The sequence below is a fragment of the Streptomyces radicis genome, assembly GCF_003626575.1.
Lineage (GTDB): Bacteria > Actinomycetota > Actinomycetes > Streptomycetales > Streptomycetaceae > Streptomyces > Streptomyces radicis.
On record NZ_RBDY01000019.1, the window covers coordinates 34,847 to 54,032 of the forward strand.

The window sequence follows — 19,186 nt, forward strand, 5'->3', positions numbered from 1 at the left end:
TGGCCCATGGACGGAGCGTCAGTCGCGGTGCACGGTCCCGTCGGGGTCGAGGCCGCGGAAGGACAGCAGCACGATGAGGATGCCGCCGCAGACGATGGCCGAGTCGGCGAGGTTGAAGACGGCGAAGTACTTGGGGGCGATGAAGTCGACCACATGCCCCTGGAGCGCCCCTGGCGCGCGGAAGAGTCGGTCGGTGAGGTTGCCGAGCGCGCCGCCGAGCAGCAGCCCGAGCGCGACGGCCCACGGTGCGCTGTACAGCTTTCTCGCCAGCCTGATGATGACCACGATGACCGTGGCGGCGATGCAGGTGAACACGACGGTCAGCGCCTCGCCGATGCCGAACGCCGCCCCGCCGTTGCGCAGCGCCTCGAAGCGGAGCCACTCGCCGAAGATGTCGATCGGCTCCTCGTGCTCGAGCCACTCGACGACCATGATCTTGGTGACCAGGTCGAGCAGGTACGCGAACGCCGCGACCCCGGCCAGCACGCCGATCCGCCGCCGACCGCGACCGGCCCCCGGCTCCTCGTCCTCGGGCTCCCGCTCGTCGTCCACCGCCGCGGCCTCCGCCGTGGTGGCCTCAGGAGTGGCCTCGGCCACGTCCTCGGGGTCGTCGGGGGTCTCGATGGTCCGCTCCGCCTCGCTCACGGGATGAGGGTACGCCACGCCAGTGCGAACACCGGAAATCCGCTCCGTCGGCCTTCGGAACCGACCGGGGCCGACGGGGACCGGCGGCAACCGGCGGCAACCGGCCGGAACCGCCTAGAAGCGGCGCTCCTGCTTCTGTTTGCAGTCCACGCACAGGGTCGCCCGCGGGAAGACCTGCATCCTGGCCTTGCCGATCGGGTTCCCGCAGCTCTCGCACAGGCCGTAGGTCCCGGCCTCGAGGCGCTGGAGGGCACGCTCGGTCTGGTAGAGCATCTCCCTGGCGTTGCTCGCGAGGGCCATCTCGTGCTCGCGCGTGACGTTCTTGGTGCCGGTGTCGGCCTGGTCGTCGCCCGCGCCGTCGCCCGAGTCGCGCATCAGCCCGGTCAGCGCCTCCTCGACCGATCTGATCTCCCCGCGCAGCCGGTCGGCCTCGATCGTCAGCTGGTCCCTCGCCTCGGCGACCTCCGCCTCGGTCCAGGGCTCCTCGCCCGACCTGACGGCGAGCTCGCCGGGAACGGCCGGCGCCGCGGCGCGGACCGACGGCACCGGCGGAACCGGCTCACCCGCCGTACCCTTCTTCGCTGCCACCATGGCGTCGGCTCCCTCACATAGTGTGATCTTGCTCGCGAATCGTGACCGGAACGATAAATCGACCGGCTGCGCGCGGCAACGGGGGCGCGCCGGTCTCCCTGCCTTGTGCCCCGCCCGGCCCCCGCCATAACCGGTGCTCGCCCCGCGGGAGCGGCCCGTACACTGGGGGGAGCGAAAGGCGTTGATGGGGACGAGTAGCGCCGTCAAGCCGCCACGAGCGACCCGGGGGTGGTGTGAGCCCGGGGGCGGACGCGGAGTGAAGATCACCCCGGAGCCGCCGGCAGAAAGCTCTCCGAGCGAGTAGATCCGGCGTCGCGGCCCAATGAGCGGGCCAGGGGCACCGGCCGTCACGACGGCCACGCGCCCCGGCCAAGGAGGGTGGTACCGCGGGAGCGCTCGCTCTCGTCCCTCCGTCGGAGATCACGACGTGTGTCCGCCGGAGGACGATCCGATGACGCAGTACCGCCACGTCCCAGCGCAGGTCGACCTGCCCGCGCTCGAACACGAGGTGCTCGAGCTGTGGCAGGCGAGCAAGACGTTCGCCCGCAGCGTCGAGCAGTCCGCGGGCCGCCCCGACTGGGTGTTCTACGAGGGCCCGCCCACCGCCAACGGCATGCCGGGTGCGCACCACATCGAGGCGCGCGTCTTCAAGGACGTCTTCCCGCGCTTCAAGACGATGCGCGGCTTCCACGTCACCCGCAAGGCCGGCTGGGACTGCCACGGCCTGCCGGTCGAGCTGGCCGTGGAGAAGGAGCTGGGCTTCACGGGCAAGCAGGACATCGAGGCGTACGGCATCGCCGAGTTCAACGCCAGGTGCCGCGCGTCCGTGACGCGGCACACCGACGCGTTCGCCGAGCTCACGACCCGCATGGGGTACTGGGTCGACCTCGACCACGCCTACCGCACGATGGACCCCGAGTACATCGAGTCCGTGTGGTGGTCGCTCAAGGAGATCTTCGGCAAGGGCCTCCTCGGCCAGGACCACCGCGTCGCCCCCTGGTGCCCGCGCTGCGAGACCGGCCTGTCCGACCACGAGCTGGCGCAGGGCTACGAGACGGTCGTCGACCCCTCCGTCTATGTCCGCATGCCGCTGGTCTCGGGGCCGCTCGCGGGCGAGGCGTCGCTGCTCGTGTGGACGACCACGCCATGGACCCTCGTCTCCAACACCGCGGTCGCCGCCCACCCCGGCGTCACCTATGTCGTGGCCACCGACGGCACCGAGCGCCTCGTCGTCGCCGAGCCGCTCCTCGCGGCCGCGCTCGGCGAGGGCTGGACGGCCACGGGGCAGACGTTCACCGGCGCCGAGATGGAACGCTGGTCCTACCGCCGCCCGTTCGACCTCGTGGACTTCGGGGGCGCGCGGGCGCACTACGTGGTGAACGCCGAGTACGTCACCACCGAGGACGGCACGGGCCTGGTCCACCAGTCGCCCGCGTTCGGCGAGGACGACCTCGTCACATGCCGCGCCTACGGCCTCCCCGTGGTCAACCCCGTGCGCGCCGACGGCACGTTCGACGAGGGGCTGCCGCTGGTCGGCGGGCAGTTCTTCAAGAAGGCCGACGAGGCGCTGGTCGCCGACCTCGCCGCGCGCGGGCTGCTGTTCAGGCACCTGCCCTACGAGCACAGCTATCCGCACTGCTGGCGCTGCCACACCCCCCTGCTCTACTACGCACAGCCCGCCTGGTACATCCGCACCACCCGCGTGAAGGACGCGCTCCTGCGGGAGAACGAGCGGACGACGTGGTACCCCGGGTCGATCAAGCACGGCCGCTACGGCGACTGGCTCACCAACAACGTCGACTGGGCGCTGTCCCGCAACCGCTACTGGGGCACCCCGCTGCCCATCTGGCGCTGCGACGCGGGCCATCTCACGTGCGTCGGCTCGCTCGCGGAGCTCTCCGAGCTGTCGGGGGCCGACCAGTCGGGCCTCGACCCGCACCGGCCGTTCATCGACGAGGTCGTCTTCGGCTGCCCCGAGGACGGCTGCGCCGCGACGGCCACGCGCGTCCCCGAGGTGATCGACGCGTGGTACGACTCGGGCGCGATGCCGTTCGCGCAGTGGGGCTACCCCTACCGGAACCGCGAGGCGTTCGAACGCCGCTATCCCGCCCAGTACATCTGCGAGGCGATCGACCAGACCCGCGGCTGGTTCTACACGCTGATGGCCGTCGGCACCCTGGTCTTCGACCGCTCCTCCTACGAGACCGTCGTCTGCCTCGGCCACATCCTCGCCGAGGACGGCCGCAAGATGTCCAAGCACCTCGGGAACATCCTTGAGCCCATCCCGCTCATGGAGCGGCACGGCGCCGACGCGGTGCGCTGGTTCATGGCGGCGGGCGGCTCGCCCTGGTCGGCCCGCAGGGTCGGGCACGGCACCATCCAGGAGGTGGTCCGCAAGACGCTGCTGACCTACTGGAACACCGTCGCGTTCCAGGCCCTCTACGCCAGGACGTGCGGCTGGGCGCCCTCGGACGCCGATCCGGCGCCCGCGGAGCGGCCGTTGCTCGACCGCTGGCTGCTCAGCGAGCTCAACGCCCTGACGGACATGGTCACCCAGGCCATGGACAACTTCGACACCCAGCGCACGGGCAAGCTCATCTCCACGTTCGTCGACGACCTCTCCAACTGGTACGTCCGCCGCTCCCGCCGCCGCTTCTGGCAGGGCGACCCGGCGGCGCTGCGCACGCTGCACGAGGTGCTGGAGACCGTGACGCGGCTGATGGCCCCGATGGTGCCTTTCGTGACCGAACGCGTCTGGCAGGACCTCGTCGTCCCGGTGACCCCCGGCGCCCCGGACTCGGTGCACCTGGCGTCCTGGCCCGAGGCGGAGCAGACGCTGGTCGACCCGGATCTCTCCCAGGACATGCTGCTGGTGCGGCGCCTGGTGGAGCTCGGCAGGGCCACGCGCGCCGAGTCGGGCGTGAAGACGCGCCAGCCGCTCTCCCGCGCGCTGGTCGCGGCGCAGGGCTTCGAGCTGCTGGGCGACGACCTGCGCGAGCAGATCGCCGAGGAGCTGAACGTCGCCTCGCTCGCCTCGCTCTCCGCGATGGGCGGCTCGCTCGTGGACACCTCGGCCAAGGCCAACTTCCGTGCGCTGGGCCGCCGTTTCGGCAAGGGCACCCAGCCGGTCGCCCGGGCGATCGCCGAGGCGGACGCCGCCGCGCTCTCCGCGGCGCTGCGCGCGGGCACGGCCACGGTCACGGTGGAGGGCGACGAGGTGCCCCTTTCGCCCGATGAGGTCATCATCACGGAAACGCCGCGCGAGGGCTGGTCGGTGGCCTCCGACACCGGGGCCACGGTGGCGCTCGACCTGGAGATCACGCCCGAGCTGCGCCGCGCGGGCCTGGCCCGCGACGCGATCCGGCTGATCCAGGACGCCCGCAAGAACAGCGGCCTCGAGGTGACCGACCGGATCGCGGTCCGCTGGAGCGCGACCGACGACGAGACCGCGACGGCCCTGGCCGACCACCGGGACCTGATCTCCGCCGAGGTGCTGGCCACCGACTTCACCGAGGACGAGGGCGCGGGTGAGGGGGAAGGTGAACGCGCGGGCTGGGGCGAGCCGTTCGGCGAGGGGACGCTCGGCGCGACGTTCCGCCTGCGGCGCGCATGACCAACGGGCTGGGGCCCGGACCTCGCGGTCCGGGCCCCAGCCCGTGATATGCCGAACGCCGTCAGGCGGCGCGGCGGCGCGTCAGTTGTCGTCCTCGTCGATCAGGAAGCCGCGCATCGGCGACGGAGCCTGCTGCATCGGCTGCGGACCCTGCGGCCGCACCGGCGCCATCGGCTGCGTCATCGCGGGCGACATCTGCTGCTGACCGCCGTACGAGGGCGGGCCCGAGGGGCCGCCGTGCCCACCGTGACCACCGTGTCCGCCATGGCCACCGTGACCGCCCATCGGCTGATTCCCGCCGAGGGACTGGTGGCCGCCCATGCCCGCACCAGGCCCGGCCGGGGCGCCGGCGGAGGCGAGCGACGGCTGCGGGGGCGCGGGGAGCGAGGGGGCCGCGGGCGAGCGCGGCGGGGCGAGCGAGTCGTCGGACTGACTCTCCAGCTGCCTCAACTGGCTCTCCAGGTACGACTTCAGGCGCGTGCGGTACTCGCGCTCGAAGCCACGCAGGTCCTCGACCTTGCGCTCGAGGGTGGCGCGGGCGGACTCGAGGGAGCCCATCGCGACGCGGTGCTTCTCCTGGGCGTCCCGCTCCAGCGCGTCGGCCTTGGCGCGGGCGTCCCGCTCCAGGCCCTCGGCGCGGCTGCGCGCCTCACCGACGATCTTGTTGGCCTCGGAACGGGCCTCCGCGATCGCCTGGTCCGCGGTCTGCTGGGCCAGCGAGAGCACGCGGGCCGCGCTCTCGTTGCCGCCCTGCTGCTGCGGCATGCCGGGACCGCCCATGCCGGGGCCGCCCATGCCGGGAGGGCCACCGAGGCCCTGACCACCCATGCCGCCGCCGGGCATCCCCTGGCCACCGTGCGTGCCATGGCCGCCCATCGGCACCGGGGCGCCGGGGTGACCCTGCGGGCCACCGGGGCCGCCAGGGCCACCGGGACCCATGGGACCGCCATGGCCCATCGGGCCTGGACCGCCGGGGTGGCCCTGGGGACCACCGGGGCCGGCGGGAAGTTGCGGAGGGCCGCCCATCTGCTGCTGGTGCTGATGCTGCTGGGGACCCGGACCCGATATGGCCGACATGGGCCCGCCAGGGCGGTCCTGCGGGTCGGGCTTCCGCATGTTCTGCTGGTTCTGCGCGGCGGCACGCGTCGCGGCGGCCAGCTTCGCGCGGAGGTCCTCGTTCTCCCTGAGCAGCCGGGTCAGCTCTGCCTCGACCTCGTCGAGGAAGGCGTCGACCTCGTCCTCGTCATAGCCTTCTCGGAGTCGGACGGTGGTGAACTGCTTGTTCCTCACGTCCTCGGGGGTCAGCGGCATCTCTTCACCTCAACGTAATTCGTCGGCATATCGGCTAGACCGTACTCGTTCACAGCCCGGCCACGACGCTGATCAGGATGTAGACGATGATCATGAGTACGAAGAAGGACAGATCCAGCGCCACGCCCCCGAAGCGCAACGGCGGGATGGCCTTCCGCAGCGCCTTCAGTGGCGGATCCGTGACAGTGTAGGTGGCTTCGAGGGCCACGACCATCGCCTTGCCCGGGCTCCACGAGCGCGCGAACATGAACACGTAGTCCATGACCAGGCGGAAGAGCAGCAGGCCGAGCAAGCAGTACAAGGCAATCAGGACCACCTGTTGAACGATGCCCATCCTGCCTGTCCCTCTCCCCTTGTCTCATGCTCCGGCCGGGCGGCCGGAGCAGCGTCTTCCGGTGTCCTGTCGTCAGCTCTGGTTGAAGAACCCGCCCTCCGCGATACGGGCCTTGTCCTCCGCCGTTACATCGACGTTAGCAGGCGACAGCAGGAACACCTTCTGCGTCACCCGCTCGATGCTGCCATGGAGACCGAAGACCAGACCAGCGGCAAAGTCGACAAGTCGCTTTGCATCTGTGTCGTCCATCTCCGTGAGGTTCATGATCACGGGAGTGCCCTCGCGGAAGTGTTCCCCGATGGTACGGGCCTCGTTGTACGTCCTTGGGTGGAGCGTGGTGATCCTGTACGGCTCCCGCTCTGACACGACCTTGGGCATGATCACGGGCGCGCTCTTCTCCAGGTTCTGTCGTTCGGATGTGATGGAAGACACGGGAGCGATCCTCCCGGGCCGTCTGCTTTCGGCCAGTACGGGAGCGGGTGTTGGCTCCGGCTCCCGCGGCGCCGGGGGGTGAACGACCCGCACCGGCTCCTCGGTCCGCTCCCGCTGCGGGGGCTCGTGCGCCGACTGGCGCCTGCCCCGTTCGGGCTCGGGCTCCGGCTCGAACTCGTCATCGGGGCCATAGCCCGCGCGGTCGTAGCCGTCGTCCTCCACGAGGCCGAGGTAGACCGCCATCTTGCGCATCGCGCCAGCCATCGACTGCGTCCTCCGCTCCCTGGTGGATCGGCTCCGATCTGCCCGGGCCGCGGATCCACGTAACCTGCCCCACTTAGGTGGGATTGACCATATTTTCGACTCTGGGGCCCTCGCCTGGCGACGTTACCCGAGGGCGGGGCGGACTCCGAGCACCGCGCTGCCCACGCGCACGTGTGTCGCTCCCGCGGCGACGGCGGCCTCCAAGTCCGCGCTCATACCTGCCGAGACCATGTTCGCAGCAGGATGGTCGGCGCGCAGGTCCCTTGCGATTTCCGCAAGCCGCTCGAAAGCGGCATCCGGCGAACCGGCGTACGCACCCGCGAGCGGCGCGACGGTCATCAGACCCGCGAGCCGCAGCCCGGGAGCGGCCGCGACCGCGGCCGCCAACTCTCCCACGCCGTCCGGCGCGACGCCCCCGCGGCCACCGCCGAGACCCGACTCCCTCTCCAACGCCACCTGAAGCAGACAGTTGAGGGGCGCACGCCCGGCGCTCGTGACAGCGGAGGAGAGCGCGGACACCAGCTTCGCGCGGTCCACCGAGTGCACACAGTCCGCGTAGGAGACGACGGAGCGCACCTTGTTGGTCTGCAACTGCCCCACGAAGTGCCAGGTCAGCGGGAGATCGGCGCACGCGGCGGCCTTCGCGGACGCCTCCTGGTCGCGGTTCTCGGCAACGTCGCGCACGCCGAGATCCGCGAGCGTGCGGACGTCATCGGCGGGGTAGGTCTTGGTGACCACGACGAGCGTCACCGAATCCCGCGCGCGCCCCGCGGCCTCGCACGCGCGGGCGATGCGCTCCTCCACGCGCGCGAGCCCGTCGGCCAGTTCGGCCCGTCGCCGCTCCGACGCGCTCATGACGCGGCCAGCCACACGTAGCTCGCCTGCCGACCGGTCGGGCGCTCGCGGCGGTGGGAGAAGTGGTCGGCCGACTCGAGCGTGCAGACCGGGGAGAGCGTGACATCGGTGACACCCGCGGCGTTCAGCTGAATCAGCACCCCGGCCGGGATGTCGACGGCCGGTGTCCCCACGCGGGTCGTCGCCGCGCACCCCGGCACCCGGCCCTCCGCGTCGTCGCGCATCTCCCCCGGCACCTCATAACACCGCCCGCACACCGAAGGACCGGTGCGGGCCGCGATCCTGCCCGGCTCCGCGCCGAGCGCGCACATCGCGGCGACCGTCTCGGGGACCACCCCGGCCAGCAGCCCGGGGCGCCCGGCGTGCGCCGCGCCCACGATCCCGGCGACCGGATCGGCCAGGAGCACCGGCGTGCAATCGGCGGTGAGCACCGCGAGCGCGAGCCCCCGGCGCGCGGTGACCACGCCATCCGCCTCGGGTGCGACCCCGTCGGGCCAGGGGTCGCCCGCGACCACGACCCGGCTGCCATGTACCTGGTGCAGCCAGCGGACCGAGGCGGGGTCGAGGCCCGCGGCCTCGGCGGCCAGCTTGCGGTTGGCCAGGACGGCGGAGGGGTCGTCCCCCACCGCGCCCCCCAGATTCAGGCTCTCGTACGGAGCGGCGCTCACCCCGCCCCACCGGTCGGTGAAGGCGAAGCGCGCGCCGCTCGCTGTGGACTGCCGCTCTATCACTGTGACGTCATACCGTGCGCGGGGCCGCCGCGCCTACTTCAGGAAGTCCGGAACGTCCAGCTCCTCGACCTGCCCGCCGTCGTAAGGCCGGGCGGAAGGGACCTGGGGCGAGCCCTTGGGGTCGCGGACCGGGTCGGACTGCTGCTCGGGCTGGCCCGCGTCGCGGCCGTCGAGCACCGAGGGCTCCCGCGGGGGCAGCGAGCCGAGGCCGCCGAACGAGGGGCGCTCGGGCTCGGGCTCGGGTCGCTCGGGGGCGGGCGGGGAGACGGACTCCTCCTTGCCGCCGTACGCGCCGAGCGCCTTGTCGCGGCTGCGCGACGGCGGCTGGCCGCCGTCGAAGCCCGCCGCGATGACCGTCACCCGCACCTCGTCGCCGAGGGCGTCGTCGATGACGGCGCCGAAGATGATGTTCGCCTCGGGGTGGGCCGCCTCGCTGACGAGCTGCGCGGCCTCGTTGATCTCGAAGAGGCCGAGGTCGGAGCCGCCCGAGATGGAGAGGAGCACGCCGCGGGCGCCGTCGATGGACGCCTCGAGCAGGGGGGAGGAGATGGCCATCTCGGCGGCGGCCACCGCACGGTCGTCGCCGCGGGCCGAGCCGATGCCCATGAGCGCCGAGCCCGCCTCGGACATCACGGACTTGACGTCGGCGAAGTCCAGGTTGATCAGGCCCGGGGTGGTGATGAGGTCGGTGATGCCCTGGACGCCGGAGAGCAGCACCTGGTCCGCGGACTTGAAGGCGTCGAGGACGCTGACCTGGCGGTCCGAGATGGACAGCAGCCGGTCGTTCGGGATGACGATCAGGGTGTCGACCTCGTCGCGCAGCTGGGCGATGCCGTCCTCGGCCTGATTCGCCCGGCGACGGCCCTCGAAGGTGAACGGGCGGGTGACCACGCCGATGGTCAAGGCCCCCAGGGAACGCGCGATGTTCGCCACGACCGGTGCGCCACCTGTGCCGGTGCCGCCGCCCTCGCCCGCCGTCACGAAGACCATGTCGGCGCCCTTGAGGACCTCCTCGATCTCCTCCCGGTGGTCCTCGGCAGCCTTGCGACCGACGTCGGGGTTGGCGCCGGCGCCGAGCCCGCGCGTGAGCTCGCGGCCGACGTCCAGCTTGACGTCGGCGTCGCTCATCAACAGCGCCTGCGCATCGGTGTTGATCGCGATGAACTCGACGCCCTTGAGACCGACCTCGATCATCCTGTTGATGGCGTTGACACCACCGCCGCCGATACCGACGACCTTGATGACTGCGAGGTAGTTCTGCGGTGCTGCCACGTCGAAGGCCTCTCGCCTCGATTTACGTGTCGCCGCTCCGCGGGTGCCGCAGCGCGTCGACGGATGCCGATGGGACGGGTGGATAAGCCGTCCCGAACCCTAACGCCCAAGTTTAGGGTTACCTGTGCTCGTCGTTCCTTGGATTCCTCGGAACGGACACTAAGTCGACAAGTGGTACGCGTTCAACGAACACGCCGAACCTCCTGTTTTTCTTTTCACCCTATGTGATCGCCGCCTGTGCCGCCGCACGGGGGGTCAACCTCCGGACGCCGCAGGGGCGCTGGGCGCGCTGACGTCGAAGTGCCGTGCGCCGTCGGCCGCATTCATGACCGCGGCCAGCGCGGTGGCCTTCGCGTCCGAATCCTCCGCGCTGCCCCAGCGGACCACGCGGTCCCCCGACAACTCGAGGGTGATGGCGTCGAACGACGCGACGCGGACGACCCTCAGGTCCTCGCGCACGGAGCCGGGCAGGGCGTCCACGACCGAGACGGCCTCCGCGCGCACGCGGTCCTCGCCGAAGCGCCGCAGGCTCGGACTCTCCGTCAGCTCCAGCTCGAGCAGGGGCACCCCCGGCAGCGCCTCGGCCCGCTCGCCGAACACGACGCCTTCCCCGTCCACCTCGCGGAACGCGCCGCCCGTCGCGATCAGCACGGCGGGGCTGCGCTCCGTCACCTTGAGCGCGACGCCGTGCGGCCAGCCGCGGACCACGTCGACCGAGGCCAGACGCGGCAGTTCCGCGAGGAGCCGGTCGCCGATCGCTCCCTTGTCCAGGGAGGCCATCGGCGACCCGACGGGGACGTCGGCCACCTCGAGGACCTGATCGGCGGTCAGCACGCGGGGGCCTTCGTGCCAGCGGACGGAGACGCGCTCGACGCGCAGCCAGTCCGAGCCGTACAGCGCCCACGTGCCGAAGCCGCCGAGCAGCGCGGCCATGACGATGAGCACGGCCAGCAGCCTGGGCCGCCCGAACCAGCGGCGTCGGCGCGTGGGCGGGCGGCGGCCGGAGTCCGACGTGCGGCGCAGCCCGCCGCGTTCCGCTGTCGTCGCTCCGGCCACGTGTCCTTCAACTCCCCTGTCGCGCGCTACGAACGGCGCGCGGCGATCGCCTCGTGCACCATGCCGACCAGCAGCTCGTCGGCGTCCCTGCGGCCGAACTCGGCGGCGGCGCGGGACATGGCCAGCAGCCGCCCCGGATCGGTCAGCACCGGAAGGACCGTTCCCCTGACCCAGTCCGGCGTCAGCTGGGCGTCGTCGATGAGGAGACCGCCACCCGCGTTCACCACCGGCTGGGCGTTGAGCCGCTGTTCGCCGTTGCCGATGGGCAGCGGGACATAGGCGGCGGGGAGCCCGACGGCGGACAGCTCGGCGACGGTCATCGCGCCCGCGCGGCAGAGCATCATGTCGGCCGCCGCGTACGCGAGGTCCATGCGGTCCACATACGATAGCGGGACATAAGGCGGCATCCCCGGCATGGTGTCCACCTGCGGCAGTTCGTTCTTGGGGCCGACCGCGTGGAGGACCTGGACGCCCGAGCGCTGGAGGGCCGGAACGGCGGTGGCGATGACCTCGTTGAGCCGCCGCGCGCCCTGCGAGCCGCCGGAGACCAGCAGCGTCGGCAGGTTGGCGTCGAGCCCGAAGAACTGCCGCGCCTCGTGCCGCAGCGCCGCGCGGTCCAGGGTGGCGATGGAGCGGCGCAGCGGGATGCCGACGTAGCGCGCGTGCCGCAGCTTGCTCTCGGGGGTGGAGACGGCGACGAAGCGGGTGTAGCGCGCGCCGATCCGATTCGCCAGTCCTGGGCGGGCGTTGGCCTCGTGGACCACGATCGGGACGCGCTGGCGCTTGGCCGCGAGATAGCCGGGGAGGGCGACATAGCCGCCGAAGCCGATCACGCAGGCGGCCTTGGTGCGTTCGATGATCTCCTCCGCCGCCTTGATCGTGCCGCGCAGCCTGCCCGGGACCGTGATCAGCTCGGGGGTGGGCTTGCGCGGCAGCGGAACGGCGGGGATCAGGCCGAGCTCATAGCCGCGTTCGGGCACGAGACGGGTCTCGAGACCGCGTTCCGTGCCCAGGGCCGTGATGCCCACGGTCGGATCCTGCCTGCGCAGGGCGTCCGCGAGGGCGAGCGCCGGCTCGATGTGGCCGGCGGTCCCTCCGCCGGCGAGGACAACATGCACCGAATTTCACCGCTCTCCGGACGGCGTCCTGGCACGCCGTCTCTTCGTCTTCCACTTGAGCCCAGGTCCCCGCGTGGCCAGGGCGGCCCTGGCCGCCGGGTCGCTGCGCGCGAAGGCGATCAGCAGACCGACGGCGAACATGGTGGGCAACAGGGCTGAGCCCCCGTAGGAGAACAGCGGCAGGGGCACCCCGGCGATGGGCAGCAGACCCAGCACAGCACCGATGTTGATGACGGTCTGGACCATGAGCCAGGCCGTCACCCCTCCCGCGGCATACCTCACGAAGGGATCCTCCGTGCGTCCGGCCACGCGAATACCCGCATAGCCTAGAGCCGCGAAGAGACCGAGGACCGACAGCGTCCCCGCAAGGCCGAGCTCCTCCCCCGCGATGGCGAAGATGAAGTCGGTGTGGGGCTCGGGGAGTTCGCCCCACTTCTCCGCGCTCGCGCCCAGGCCGGAGCCGAACCAGCCGCCCGACGCGAGCGCGTAGATGCCGTGGACGGCCTGCCAGCAGCGGTCGCCGGGCCCGGGGTCGGTGGCGCCGAGGCAGGCGAGCCGGTCCATGCGGTGCGGGCTGGTGGCGATGAAGAGCGCGCCCAGCACGGCGGCCGTGGCGAGCACGCCCACGAAGAGGCGGGTGGGGGCGCCGGCCAGCCAGAGCAGGGCGAAGACGATGGCGGTGAGGATCATCACCGTTCCCATGTCGCCGCCGACCATCACCAGGCCGAACACCAGCAGCGCGCCGGGGACCAGGGGGATCAGCAGGTGGCGCCACTGGGTCAGCAGCCGCTTCTCGCCCTTCCTGGCCAGCAGGTCGCCGCCCCACAGCACGAGCGCCAGCTTGGCGAACTCGCTCGGCTGGATCTGGAACGAGCCGCCCACCGCGATCCAGTTGGTGCTGCCGTTGACCTCGACGCCGACGCCGGGGACCTGCACGAGCACCAGCAGGGCGACCGTGCAGGCGAGGAAGGGATAGGTCAGGGCGCGCAGCAGCCGGACGGGGACGCGGGAGGCGATGAAGAGCAGCACGGTGCCGAGCACGGCGGCGAGCAGCTGCTTCCTGAAGTAGAACGTGGCGGGCAGCTCGTGGCGCAGCGCCTGGATCTGGGAGGCGGAGAAGACCATCACGAGGCCGAGCAGGGTGATCAGCAGCCCGGTGCCCATGACGACGTAATAGGCCGTCAGCGGGCGGTCCCACGCGCGGCGCAGCCGGGCCAGCAGCCGGGGGGCGCGCGGCGGACGTGGGCGCGGGCGCCTGCGCGGGGCGTAGACCGCGGCCTCGCCCCGGGGCGCGCGCGGGCGCACGGCGCCCGTGCGGCGCGCGCCGGGGGACGCGGAACGGGCGACGAAGGGCGCGGGGTGCTCAGCCGTCATCGTGGGCCCCTCCTTCGGCCCGCGCCGGCTTCTCCCGCGGGCTACTGCTCGGTTGCGCCCTGACCGTCCGCCAGGGCGTGGACGGCGGCGGCGAAGGCGTCGCCCCGCTCGTTGTAATTCGTGAACATATCCATCGAGGCACAGGCCGGGGCCATCAGGACCGTGTCTCCGGGCCGGGCCAGCCGGGTCGCCTCGTGGACAGCCGCCGCCATCGCCCCAGTGTCCGTCCGGTCGAGGTCGACGACCGGCACATCCGGGGCGTGTCGCGCCAGGGCGTCGGCGATCAGGCCGCGGTCGGCGCCGATGAGGACCACGCCGCGCAGCCGCCCGACGGCGCCGCGCACCAGGTCGTCGAACGTCGCGCCCTTGGCCAGCCCTCCGGCGATCCACACGGTGGACGGGTAGGCGGCGAGGGACGCCTCGGCGGCATGGGTGTTGGTGGCCTTGGAGTCGTCCACATAGGACACCCCCGCCACGTCGGCGACGTGCTCGATGCGGTGCGGATCGGGGGTGAACGCGCGCAGCCCGTCGCGCACGGCCGCGGGCTCCACGCCGTAGGCGCGGGCCAGGGCGGCGGCGGCCAGGGCGTTGGCGATGTTGTGCGGGGCCGGGGGGTTCACGTCGGCGACGGTGGCGAGCTCCTGGGCGCGCTCCCTGCGGTCGGGGATGAACGCCCGGTCGGCCAGGACGCCGTCCACGACGCCGAGTTGGGAGAGCCCGGGCGGGCCGAGGGTGAAGCCGACGGCGCGGCAGCCCTCGACCACGTCCGCCTTGGCGACCAGGTCCTCGGTGGCGGGGTCGGCGACGTTGTAGACGCAGGCGACCCGGTTCCCGGCGTAGACGCGGCCCTTGTCCGCGGCGTACGCGTCCATCGAGCCGTGCCAGTCGAGGTGGTCGGGGGCCAGGTTGAGCACGGCCCCCGAGTGCGGGCGCACGGAGGGCGCCCAGTGCAGCTGGTAGCTGGACAGCTCGACGGCCAGCACGTCGTAGGGCGGGTCGGCCAGGACGACGTCGACGAGCGGGGTGCCGATGTTCCCGACCGCGGCCGTGCGCAGGCCCGCCGCCTGAAGGATGGCGGCGAGCATGCGCACGGTGGTGGTCTTGCCGTTGGTGCCGGTGACGGCGAGCCAGGGCGGGCCCGACGCGCCGCGCAGCCGCCAGGCGATCTCGACGTCGCCGACGACCTCGACGTCGATGGCGGCCGCCGCGGTGAACAGGGGGCTGTCGGGGCGCCAGCCGGGCGACGTGACCACCAGGTCGGTGTCGCCGGGAAGCCGCTCGCCGTCGCCGAGCCAGACGTCGATGCCCTCGGCGCCCAGCTCGGCCGCGCGCGCCCGCTGGCGCTCGCTGTCGCCGCCGTCCACGACGGTGACCCGCGACCCGAGCCGGGCCAGGGCACGGGCCGTGCTGACCCCGCTCACCCCGAGCCCGGCCACGGTCACGCGCAGGCCGTCGAACGTCTCCACCCGCCGTGTCACCAGTCCGCCACCCATGTGCCGTAGAAGATGCCGATGCCGACGATGACGCACATGCCCTGGATGATCCAGAACCGCACGACGACCAGGACCTCGCTCCAGCCCTTGAGCTCGAAGTGGTGCTGGAGCGGCGCCATCTTGAACACGCGCCGCCCGGTCAGCCGGAACGAGCCGACCTGGATGACCACGGACATGGTGATCAGGACGAAGAGGCCGCCGAGCACCGCGATGAGCAGCTCGGTGCGGGAGACGATGGCGAGCCCCGCGAGCGCGCCGCCGAGCGCCAGTGAGCCGGTGTCGCCCATGAAGATCTTGGCCGGTGAGGTGTTCCACCACAGGAAGCCGAAGAGCGCCCCCATCAGCGCGGCGGCCACCACCGCGGCGTCGAGCGGATCGCGTACCTCGTAACAGGAGGCCCCCGCGGTGACCGGGTCGGCGCACGTCTGGCCGTACTGCCAGACGCCGATGAAGACATACGCGCCGAACACCATCACCGAGGCGCCCGTGGCGAGGCCGTCGAGGCCGTCGGTGAGGTTCACGCCGTTGGACATCGCCAGGATCATGAACAGCGCCCACAGCACGAACAGCACGGGGCCGATGGTCCAGGAGAAGTCCTGGGTGAACGACAGGTGCGTGGACGCCGGGGTGAGCCCGCGGGCATCGGCGAAGTTCAGGGACAGGATCGCGAACGTGACGCCCACGATGAACTGCCCCAGCATCTTCGCGCCGGCGCGCAGGCCGAGGCTGCGCCGCCTGACGATCTTGATGTAGTCGTCGAGGAAGCCGACCAGGCCCATGCCCGCCATCAGGAAGAGCACCAGAAGACCCGAGATGCTGGGCTGTTCGCTCGTGATGACCTTGGTGAGGGCGTAGGCGATCAGGGTCGCCAGGATGAACGCGATGCCGCCCATCGTCGGGGTGCCGCGCTTGCTGTGGTGGTCCCTGGGGCCGTCGTCCCTGATGTACTGGCCGTAGCCCTTGCGGGCCAGCAGCTTGATCAGCAGCGGCGTGCCGATCAGGGTCAGGAAGAGTCCGATCGCGCCGGAGAAGAGGATCTGCCTCATCGGGCGGCGACCTCGCCATCGACGCCGTCGCCCGTCAGCCGGATGGCGACTTCCTCCAGGCCCACCGCACGGGACGCCTTGACCAGCACGACATCTCCCGGCCTCAGCTCCCTGCGCAGCAGCTCGACCGCCGCCTGAGCGTCGGACACGTGCACCGACTCCTCACCCCACGAACCCTCGTTCTTGGCGCCCATGTCCAGCCACGCGGCCTCCTGGCCGCCGACGGACACGAGCCTGCTCACGTTGAGCCGGACGACCAGCCGTCCGACGGCGTCGTGCTCGGCCAGCGCGTCCTCCCCGAGCTCGGCCATCGCGCCGAGCACCGCCCACGTGCGCCCGCCCCGTGCCTTCGCGGCGTCGCCCATGGCGACGAGCGCGCGCAGCGCGGCGCGCATCGACTCGGGGTTGGCGTTGTAGGCGTCGTTGACCACGGTGACGCCGTCGGCCCGTTCGGTGACCTCCATCCGCCACTTCGAGAGCGGCGCGGCCTCCGTCAGGGTTTCGGCGATGTCCGCGGCGGACATGCCTACCTCATGCGCAACTGCCGCCGCGGCAAGCGCGTTCGACACATGGTGCTCACCGTACAGGCGCAGGGTCACATCGGCGCACCCGGTGGGGGTGTGCAGCTCGAACGTCGGCCGCCCCTCCGGTGTCAGCCGCACGTGCGCGGCGCGGACGTGCGCGTCGTCGGCCTCGCCGAAGAGCAGCGTCCTCGCGGTGGTGCGGCTCGCCATGGCGCGCACCAGCGGGTCGTCCGCGTTGAGCACGGCGACACCGCCATCCGCGGCCGACGGCAGCGCCTCGACGAGCTCGCCCTTGGCCTGGGCGATGGCCTCTCTCGAGCCGAACTCCCCGATGTGGGCGGAGCCGACGTTGAGGACCACGCCGATGCGCGGCGGGGTGAGCGACGTGAGGTAGCGGATGTGGCCGATGCCGCGGGCGCCCATCTCGAGCACGAGGAAGCGGGTGGCCTCCCCGGCGCGCAGGGCGGTGAGCGGCAGGCCGATCTCGTTGTTCAGGGAGCCGGGCGGCCAGATGGTGGGGGCGGTGCGCTCCAGCAGCTGGGCGATGAGGTCCTTGGTGCTGGTCTTGCCCGCGGAGCCGGTGAGCGCGACGAGGGTGGCGCCCAGGTCCTTGACGGTGTGCCGGGCGAGCGCGCCGAGCGCCGCGGTGACGTCGTCGACGAGCACGGCGGGCACGCCGACGGGGCGGGTGGCGAGCACCACCGCGGCACCGGCGGCGACGGCGGCGACGGCGAAGTCGTGGCCGTCGACGCGTTCGCCCGGCAGCGCGGCGAAGAGTGAGCCGGGCTCGGCCAGCCTGGAGTCGATGACCACGGGCCCGGTGACGCGGGGTGGTGACTCCGGTATGTCATGCGGCTCTCCCCGCACGACCGTGATGAGCTCAGCAACGGAAAGGGGGATCACTGCAACGGGCCTCGCCTGGCGTCGGGGTGTCTTGGGGCTTGCGAGCCGCGCTCGATGGCCGCGCGCAGCTCCTCTCGGTCGTCGAAGGGCCGGATGACTCCGGCGATGTCCTGGCCACGCTCGTGGCCCTTGCCCGCGACCAGGACGGTGTCGCCCGGCTCGGCGCGGGCGACGGCGGCGGCGATGGCGGCCGCGCGGTCCTCCTCCACCAGCACGGTGCCGCGCTCGTGGGCGGGCACCTCGGCGGCGCCGGCGAGCATCGCGGCCAGGATGGCGAGCGGGTCCTCGGAGCGGGGGTTGTCCGAGGTGAGCACGGCGGTGTCGGCGAGCCGGGCCAGGGCGGCGCCCATGCGGGGGCGCTTGTGCGGGTCGCGGTCGCCGCCGCAGCCGAGCACGGCGTGCAGCCGCCCGCGGGTGACCTTGCGCAGGGCGTAGAGCACGGACTCCACGGCGTCGGGCTTGTGGGCGTAGTCGACCACGGCGAGGAACGGCTGTCCGGCGTCGACCCGTTCGAGCCGCCCTGGGACGCCGGGCACCGCGGCGACGCCGTCGGCGGCGGTCTGCGGGTCGATGCCCGCGACGGCGAGGGCCGCGACGGCGGCGAGGGCGTTGGCGACGTTGAACGGGCCCGGCAGCGGTGCGGTGGCCCTGACGCGGGCGCCCTCGGGGCCGAGGGCGGTGAACGTCGAGCCGAGCGGGCCGATCTCCACGTCGTCGGCGCGCCAGTCGGCGTCGGGGTGGCCCTCGGCGGAGAACGTGGTCACCGGGATCTCGGAGAGCCCGAGCAGCCTGCGGCCGTACTCGTCGTCCAGGTTGACCACGCCGAGCCGCGCGCGGGCGCGGGTGAACAGGCGCGCCTTGGTGAGGAAGTAGTCCTCGATGTCCGGGTGGAAGTCGAGGTGTTCGGCGCTGAGGTTGGTGAAGACGGCGACATCGAACACGCAGCCGTCGACGCGGCCGAGGGCCAGCGCGTGGCTGGAGACCTCCATGGCGACGGAGCGGACGCCGCGTTCGCGCATGACGGCGAAGAGGGCCTGGAGCTCCGTGGCCTCGGGGGTGGTGCGTTCGGACGCGAGGCGCTCGCCCGCGACGCGGGTCTCGACCGTGCCGATGAGGCCGGTCTCCTCGCCGTCCTTGGCCGCGTGGCGCAGGCCGCCCTCGACCAGGTAGGCGGTGGTGGTCTTGCCCGAGGTGCCGGTGATGCCGATCTGGAGCAGGTCGCGCCCCGGCTCGTCGAAGATCGCGGCGGCCAGGCCGCCCATCACGGCGCGCGGCTCGGGCACGGTGAGGACCGGGAGGCCCGTGACCGCGGCGCGCTCGGCGCCGCCGGGGTCGGTGAGCACGGCGACCGCGCCGAGGCTCGCGGCCTGGGCGGAGAAGTCGGCGCCGTGGAAGCGGGCGCCGGGGAGCGCGGCGTAGAGGTCGCCGGGGATGACGGCGCGTGAGTCGTGGGTGATCCCGGTGACGGGCTGCTCGCCGCCCGGGGCCTCGACGGCGCGGGGCTCGGGGATGTCGAGGAGCTCGGCCAGCTCAGCCAGGGGCACGGGCCTCACGTGCGCCGGGCGGCGCGGGGATTGATCAGCGAGTGGCACGGCGGTGAGCGTACCGGGCTGGGGCATGCCGG

The 19,186-nt window shown here is 72.4% G+C and carries 16 protein-coding genes; 1 reads left to right on the forward strand and 15 read right to left on the reverse strand.

All coding sequences use genetic code 11. The features are described from left to right. Nucleotides 1–18: 18 nt before the first annotated feature. Both lspA and D7318_RS34990 read right to left on the reverse strand, forming a co-directional pair. The gene (gene lspA / locus D7318_RS21915) at nucleotides 19–645 is read right to left on the reverse strand and encodes a signal peptidase II (protein ID WP_120698950.1); all 627 of its coding nucleotides are present in this window, start codon (nucleotides 643–645) and stop codon (nucleotides 19–21) included. A gap of 114 nt (nucleotides 646–759) precedes the next feature. Beyond that, complete coding sequence (locus D7318_RS34990; RefSeq protein WP_408055522.1) at nucleotides 760–1,443, reverse strand: TraR/DksA family transcriptional regulator; 684 nt, start codon at nucleotides 1,441–1,443, stop codon at nucleotides 760–762. 244 nt (nucleotides 1,444–1,687) lie between these two features. On the opposite strand from D7318_RS34990, the gene ileS reads away from it, so the two are divergent. Beyond that, nucleotides 1,688–4,849 carry an isoleucine--tRNA ligase gene (ileS, locus tag D7318_RS21925; RefSeq protein ID WP_120698885.1) on the forward strand — a complete coding sequence of 1,054 codons (3,162 nt, stop codon included), beginning with the start codon at nucleotides 1,688–1,690 and terminating at the stop codon, nucleotides 4,847–4,849. A gap of 81 nt (nucleotides 4,850–4,930) precedes the next feature. On the opposite strand, the gene D7318_RS21930 is transcribed toward ileS, so the two are convergent. The 13 genes from D7318_RS21930 to D7318_RS21990 all read right to left on the reverse strand — a co-directional run bounded on the left by D7318_RS21930 (nucleotide 4,931) and on the right by D7318_RS21990 (nucleotide 19,181). Then, on the reverse strand, nucleotides 4,931–6,160 hold the full coding sequence (locus tag D7318_RS21930) for a DivIVA domain-containing protein (protein ID WP_120698886.1): 1,230 nt from the start codon (nucleotides 6,158–6,160) through the stop codon (nucleotides 4,931–4,933). A gap of 49 nt (nucleotides 6,161–6,209) precedes the next feature. Beyond that, nucleotides 6,210–6,494: a YggT family protein gene (locus tag D7318_RS21935; protein WP_120698887.1), complete on the reverse strand. Its 285-nt coding sequence runs from the start codon at nucleotides 6,492–6,494 to the stop codon at nucleotides 6,210–6,212. A 72-nt stretch (nucleotides 6,495–6,566) separates the two neighbouring features. Next, entirely contained in the window at nucleotides 6,567–7,190 is a 624-nt protein-coding gene (locus D7318_RS21940; protein ID WP_120698888.1) for a cell division protein SepF, read from the reverse strand. Between the two features lie 123 nt (nucleotides 7,191–7,313). After that, entirely contained in the window at nucleotides 7,314–8,045 is a 732-nt protein-coding gene (locus tag D7318_RS21945) for a YggS family pyridoxal phosphate-dependent enzyme (RefSeq protein ID WP_120698951.1), read from the reverse strand. Next, nucleotides 8,042–8,776, reverse strand: a complete 735-nt coding sequence (gene pgeF, locus D7318_RS21950; protein ID WP_120698889.1) for a peptidoglycan editing factor PgeF — start codon at nucleotides 8,774–8,776, stop codon at nucleotides 8,042–8,044. The genes D7318_RS21945 and pgeF overlap by 4 nt, the downstream gene beginning before the upstream one ends. Nucleotides 8,777–8,809: 33 nt before the next feature. Continuing rightward, nucleotides 8,810–10,048 carry a cell division protein FtsZ gene (gene ftsZ, locus D7318_RS21955; protein WP_120698890.1) on the reverse strand — a complete coding sequence of 413 codons (1,239 nt, stop codon included), beginning with the start codon at nucleotides 10,046–10,048 and terminating at the stop codon, nucleotides 8,810–8,812. A 255-nt stretch (nucleotides 10,049–10,303) separates the two neighbouring features. Continuing rightward, nucleotides 10,304–11,104 (reverse strand): cell division protein FtsQ/DivIB, encoded by an 801-nt coding sequence (locus tag D7318_RS21960; RefSeq protein WP_120698891.1) that lies wholly within the window; start codon nucleotides 11,102–11,104, stop codon nucleotides 10,304–10,306. 26 nt (nucleotides 11,105–11,130) lie between these two features. Further along, nucleotides 11,131–12,222: an undecaprenyldiphospho-muramoylpentapeptide beta-N-acetylglucosaminyltransferase gene (murG, locus tag D7318_RS21965; RefSeq protein WP_120698892.1), complete on the reverse strand. Its 1,092-nt coding sequence runs from the start codon at nucleotides 12,220–12,222 to the stop codon at nucleotides 11,131–11,133. Nucleotides 12,223–12,228: 6 nt separating this feature from the next. Continuing rightward, nucleotides 12,229–13,596: a putative lipid II flippase FtsW gene (ftsW, locus tag D7318_RS21970; protein ID WP_120698893.1), complete on the reverse strand. Its 1,368-nt coding sequence runs from the start codon at nucleotides 13,594–13,596 to the stop codon at nucleotides 12,229–12,231. Between the two features lie 41 nt (nucleotides 13,597–13,637). Beyond that, complete coding sequence (gene murD, locus D7318_RS21975; RefSeq protein WP_120698894.1) at nucleotides 13,638–15,089, reverse strand: UDP-N-acetylmuramoyl-L-alanine--D-glutamate ligase; 1,452 nt, start codon at nucleotides 15,087–15,089, stop codon at nucleotides 13,638–13,640. Continuing rightward, nucleotides 15,071–16,135 (reverse strand): phospho-N-acetylmuramoyl-pentapeptide-transferase, encoded by a 1,065-nt coding sequence (mraY, locus tag D7318_RS21980; RefSeq protein WP_120698895.1) that lies wholly within the window; start codon nucleotides 16,133–16,135, stop codon nucleotides 15,071–15,073. The genes murD and mraY overlap by 19 nt, the downstream gene beginning before the upstream one ends. Beyond that, nucleotides 16,132–17,562, reverse strand: coding sequence for a UDP-N-acetylmuramoyl-tripeptide--D-alanyl-D-alanine ligase (locus tag D7318_RS21985; RefSeq protein WP_120698896.1), 1,431 nt, complete (start codon nucleotides 17,560–17,562; stop codon nucleotides 16,132–16,134). Before D7318_RS21985 ends, mraY begins: the two co-directional genes overlap by 4 nt. Further along, a complete protein-coding gene (locus tag D7318_RS21990) occupies nucleotides 17,559–19,181 on the reverse strand; it encodes a UDP-N-acetylmuramoyl-L-alanyl-D-glutamate--2,6-diaminopimelate ligase (RefSeq protein ID WP_120698897.1) in 1,623 nt (540 codons plus the stop codon). Before D7318_RS21990 ends, D7318_RS21985 begins: the two co-directional genes overlap by 4 nt. Nucleotides 19,182–19,186: the final 5 nt, after the last annotated feature.

Excerpts from the sequence above, each read along its gene's own strand:
- D7318_RS21935 (WP_120698887.1), bottom strand. The coding sequence starts at position 6,494 with ATGGGCATCGTTCAACAGGTGGTCCTGATTGCCTTGTACTGCTTGCTC.
- D7318_RS21940 (WP_120698888.1), bottom strand. The coding sequence starts at position 7,190 with ATGGCTGGCGCGATGCGCAAGATGGCGGTCTACCTCGGCCTCGTGGAG.
- ileS (WP_120698885.1), top strand. The coding sequence starts at position 1,688 with ATGACGCAGTACCGCCACGTCCCAGCGCAGGTCGACCTGCCCGCGCTC.
- D7318_RS21990 (WP_120698897.1), bottom strand. The coding sequence starts at position 19,181 with ATGCCCCAGCCCGGTACGCTCACCGCCGTGCCACTCGCTGATCAATCC.
- mraY (WP_120698895.1), bottom strand. The coding sequence starts at position 16,135 with ATGAGGCAGATCCTCTTCTCCGGCGCGATCGGACTCTTCCTGACCCTG.
- D7318_RS21930 (WP_120698886.1), bottom strand. The coding sequence starts at position 6,160 with ATGCCGCTGACCCCCGAGGACGTGAGGAACAAGCAGTTCACCACCGTC.
- murD (WP_120698894.1), bottom strand. The coding sequence starts at position 15,089 with ATGGGTGGCGGACTGGTGACACGGCGGGTGGAGACGTTCGACGGCCTG.
- ftsW (WP_120698893.1), bottom strand. The coding sequence starts at position 13,596 with ATGACGGCTGAGCACCCCGCGCCCTTCGTCGCCCGTTCCGCGTCCCCC.
- D7318_RS21945 (WP_120698951.1), bottom strand. The coding sequence starts at position 8,045 with ATGAGCGCGTCGGAGCGGCGACGGGCCGAACTGGCCGACGGGCTCGCG.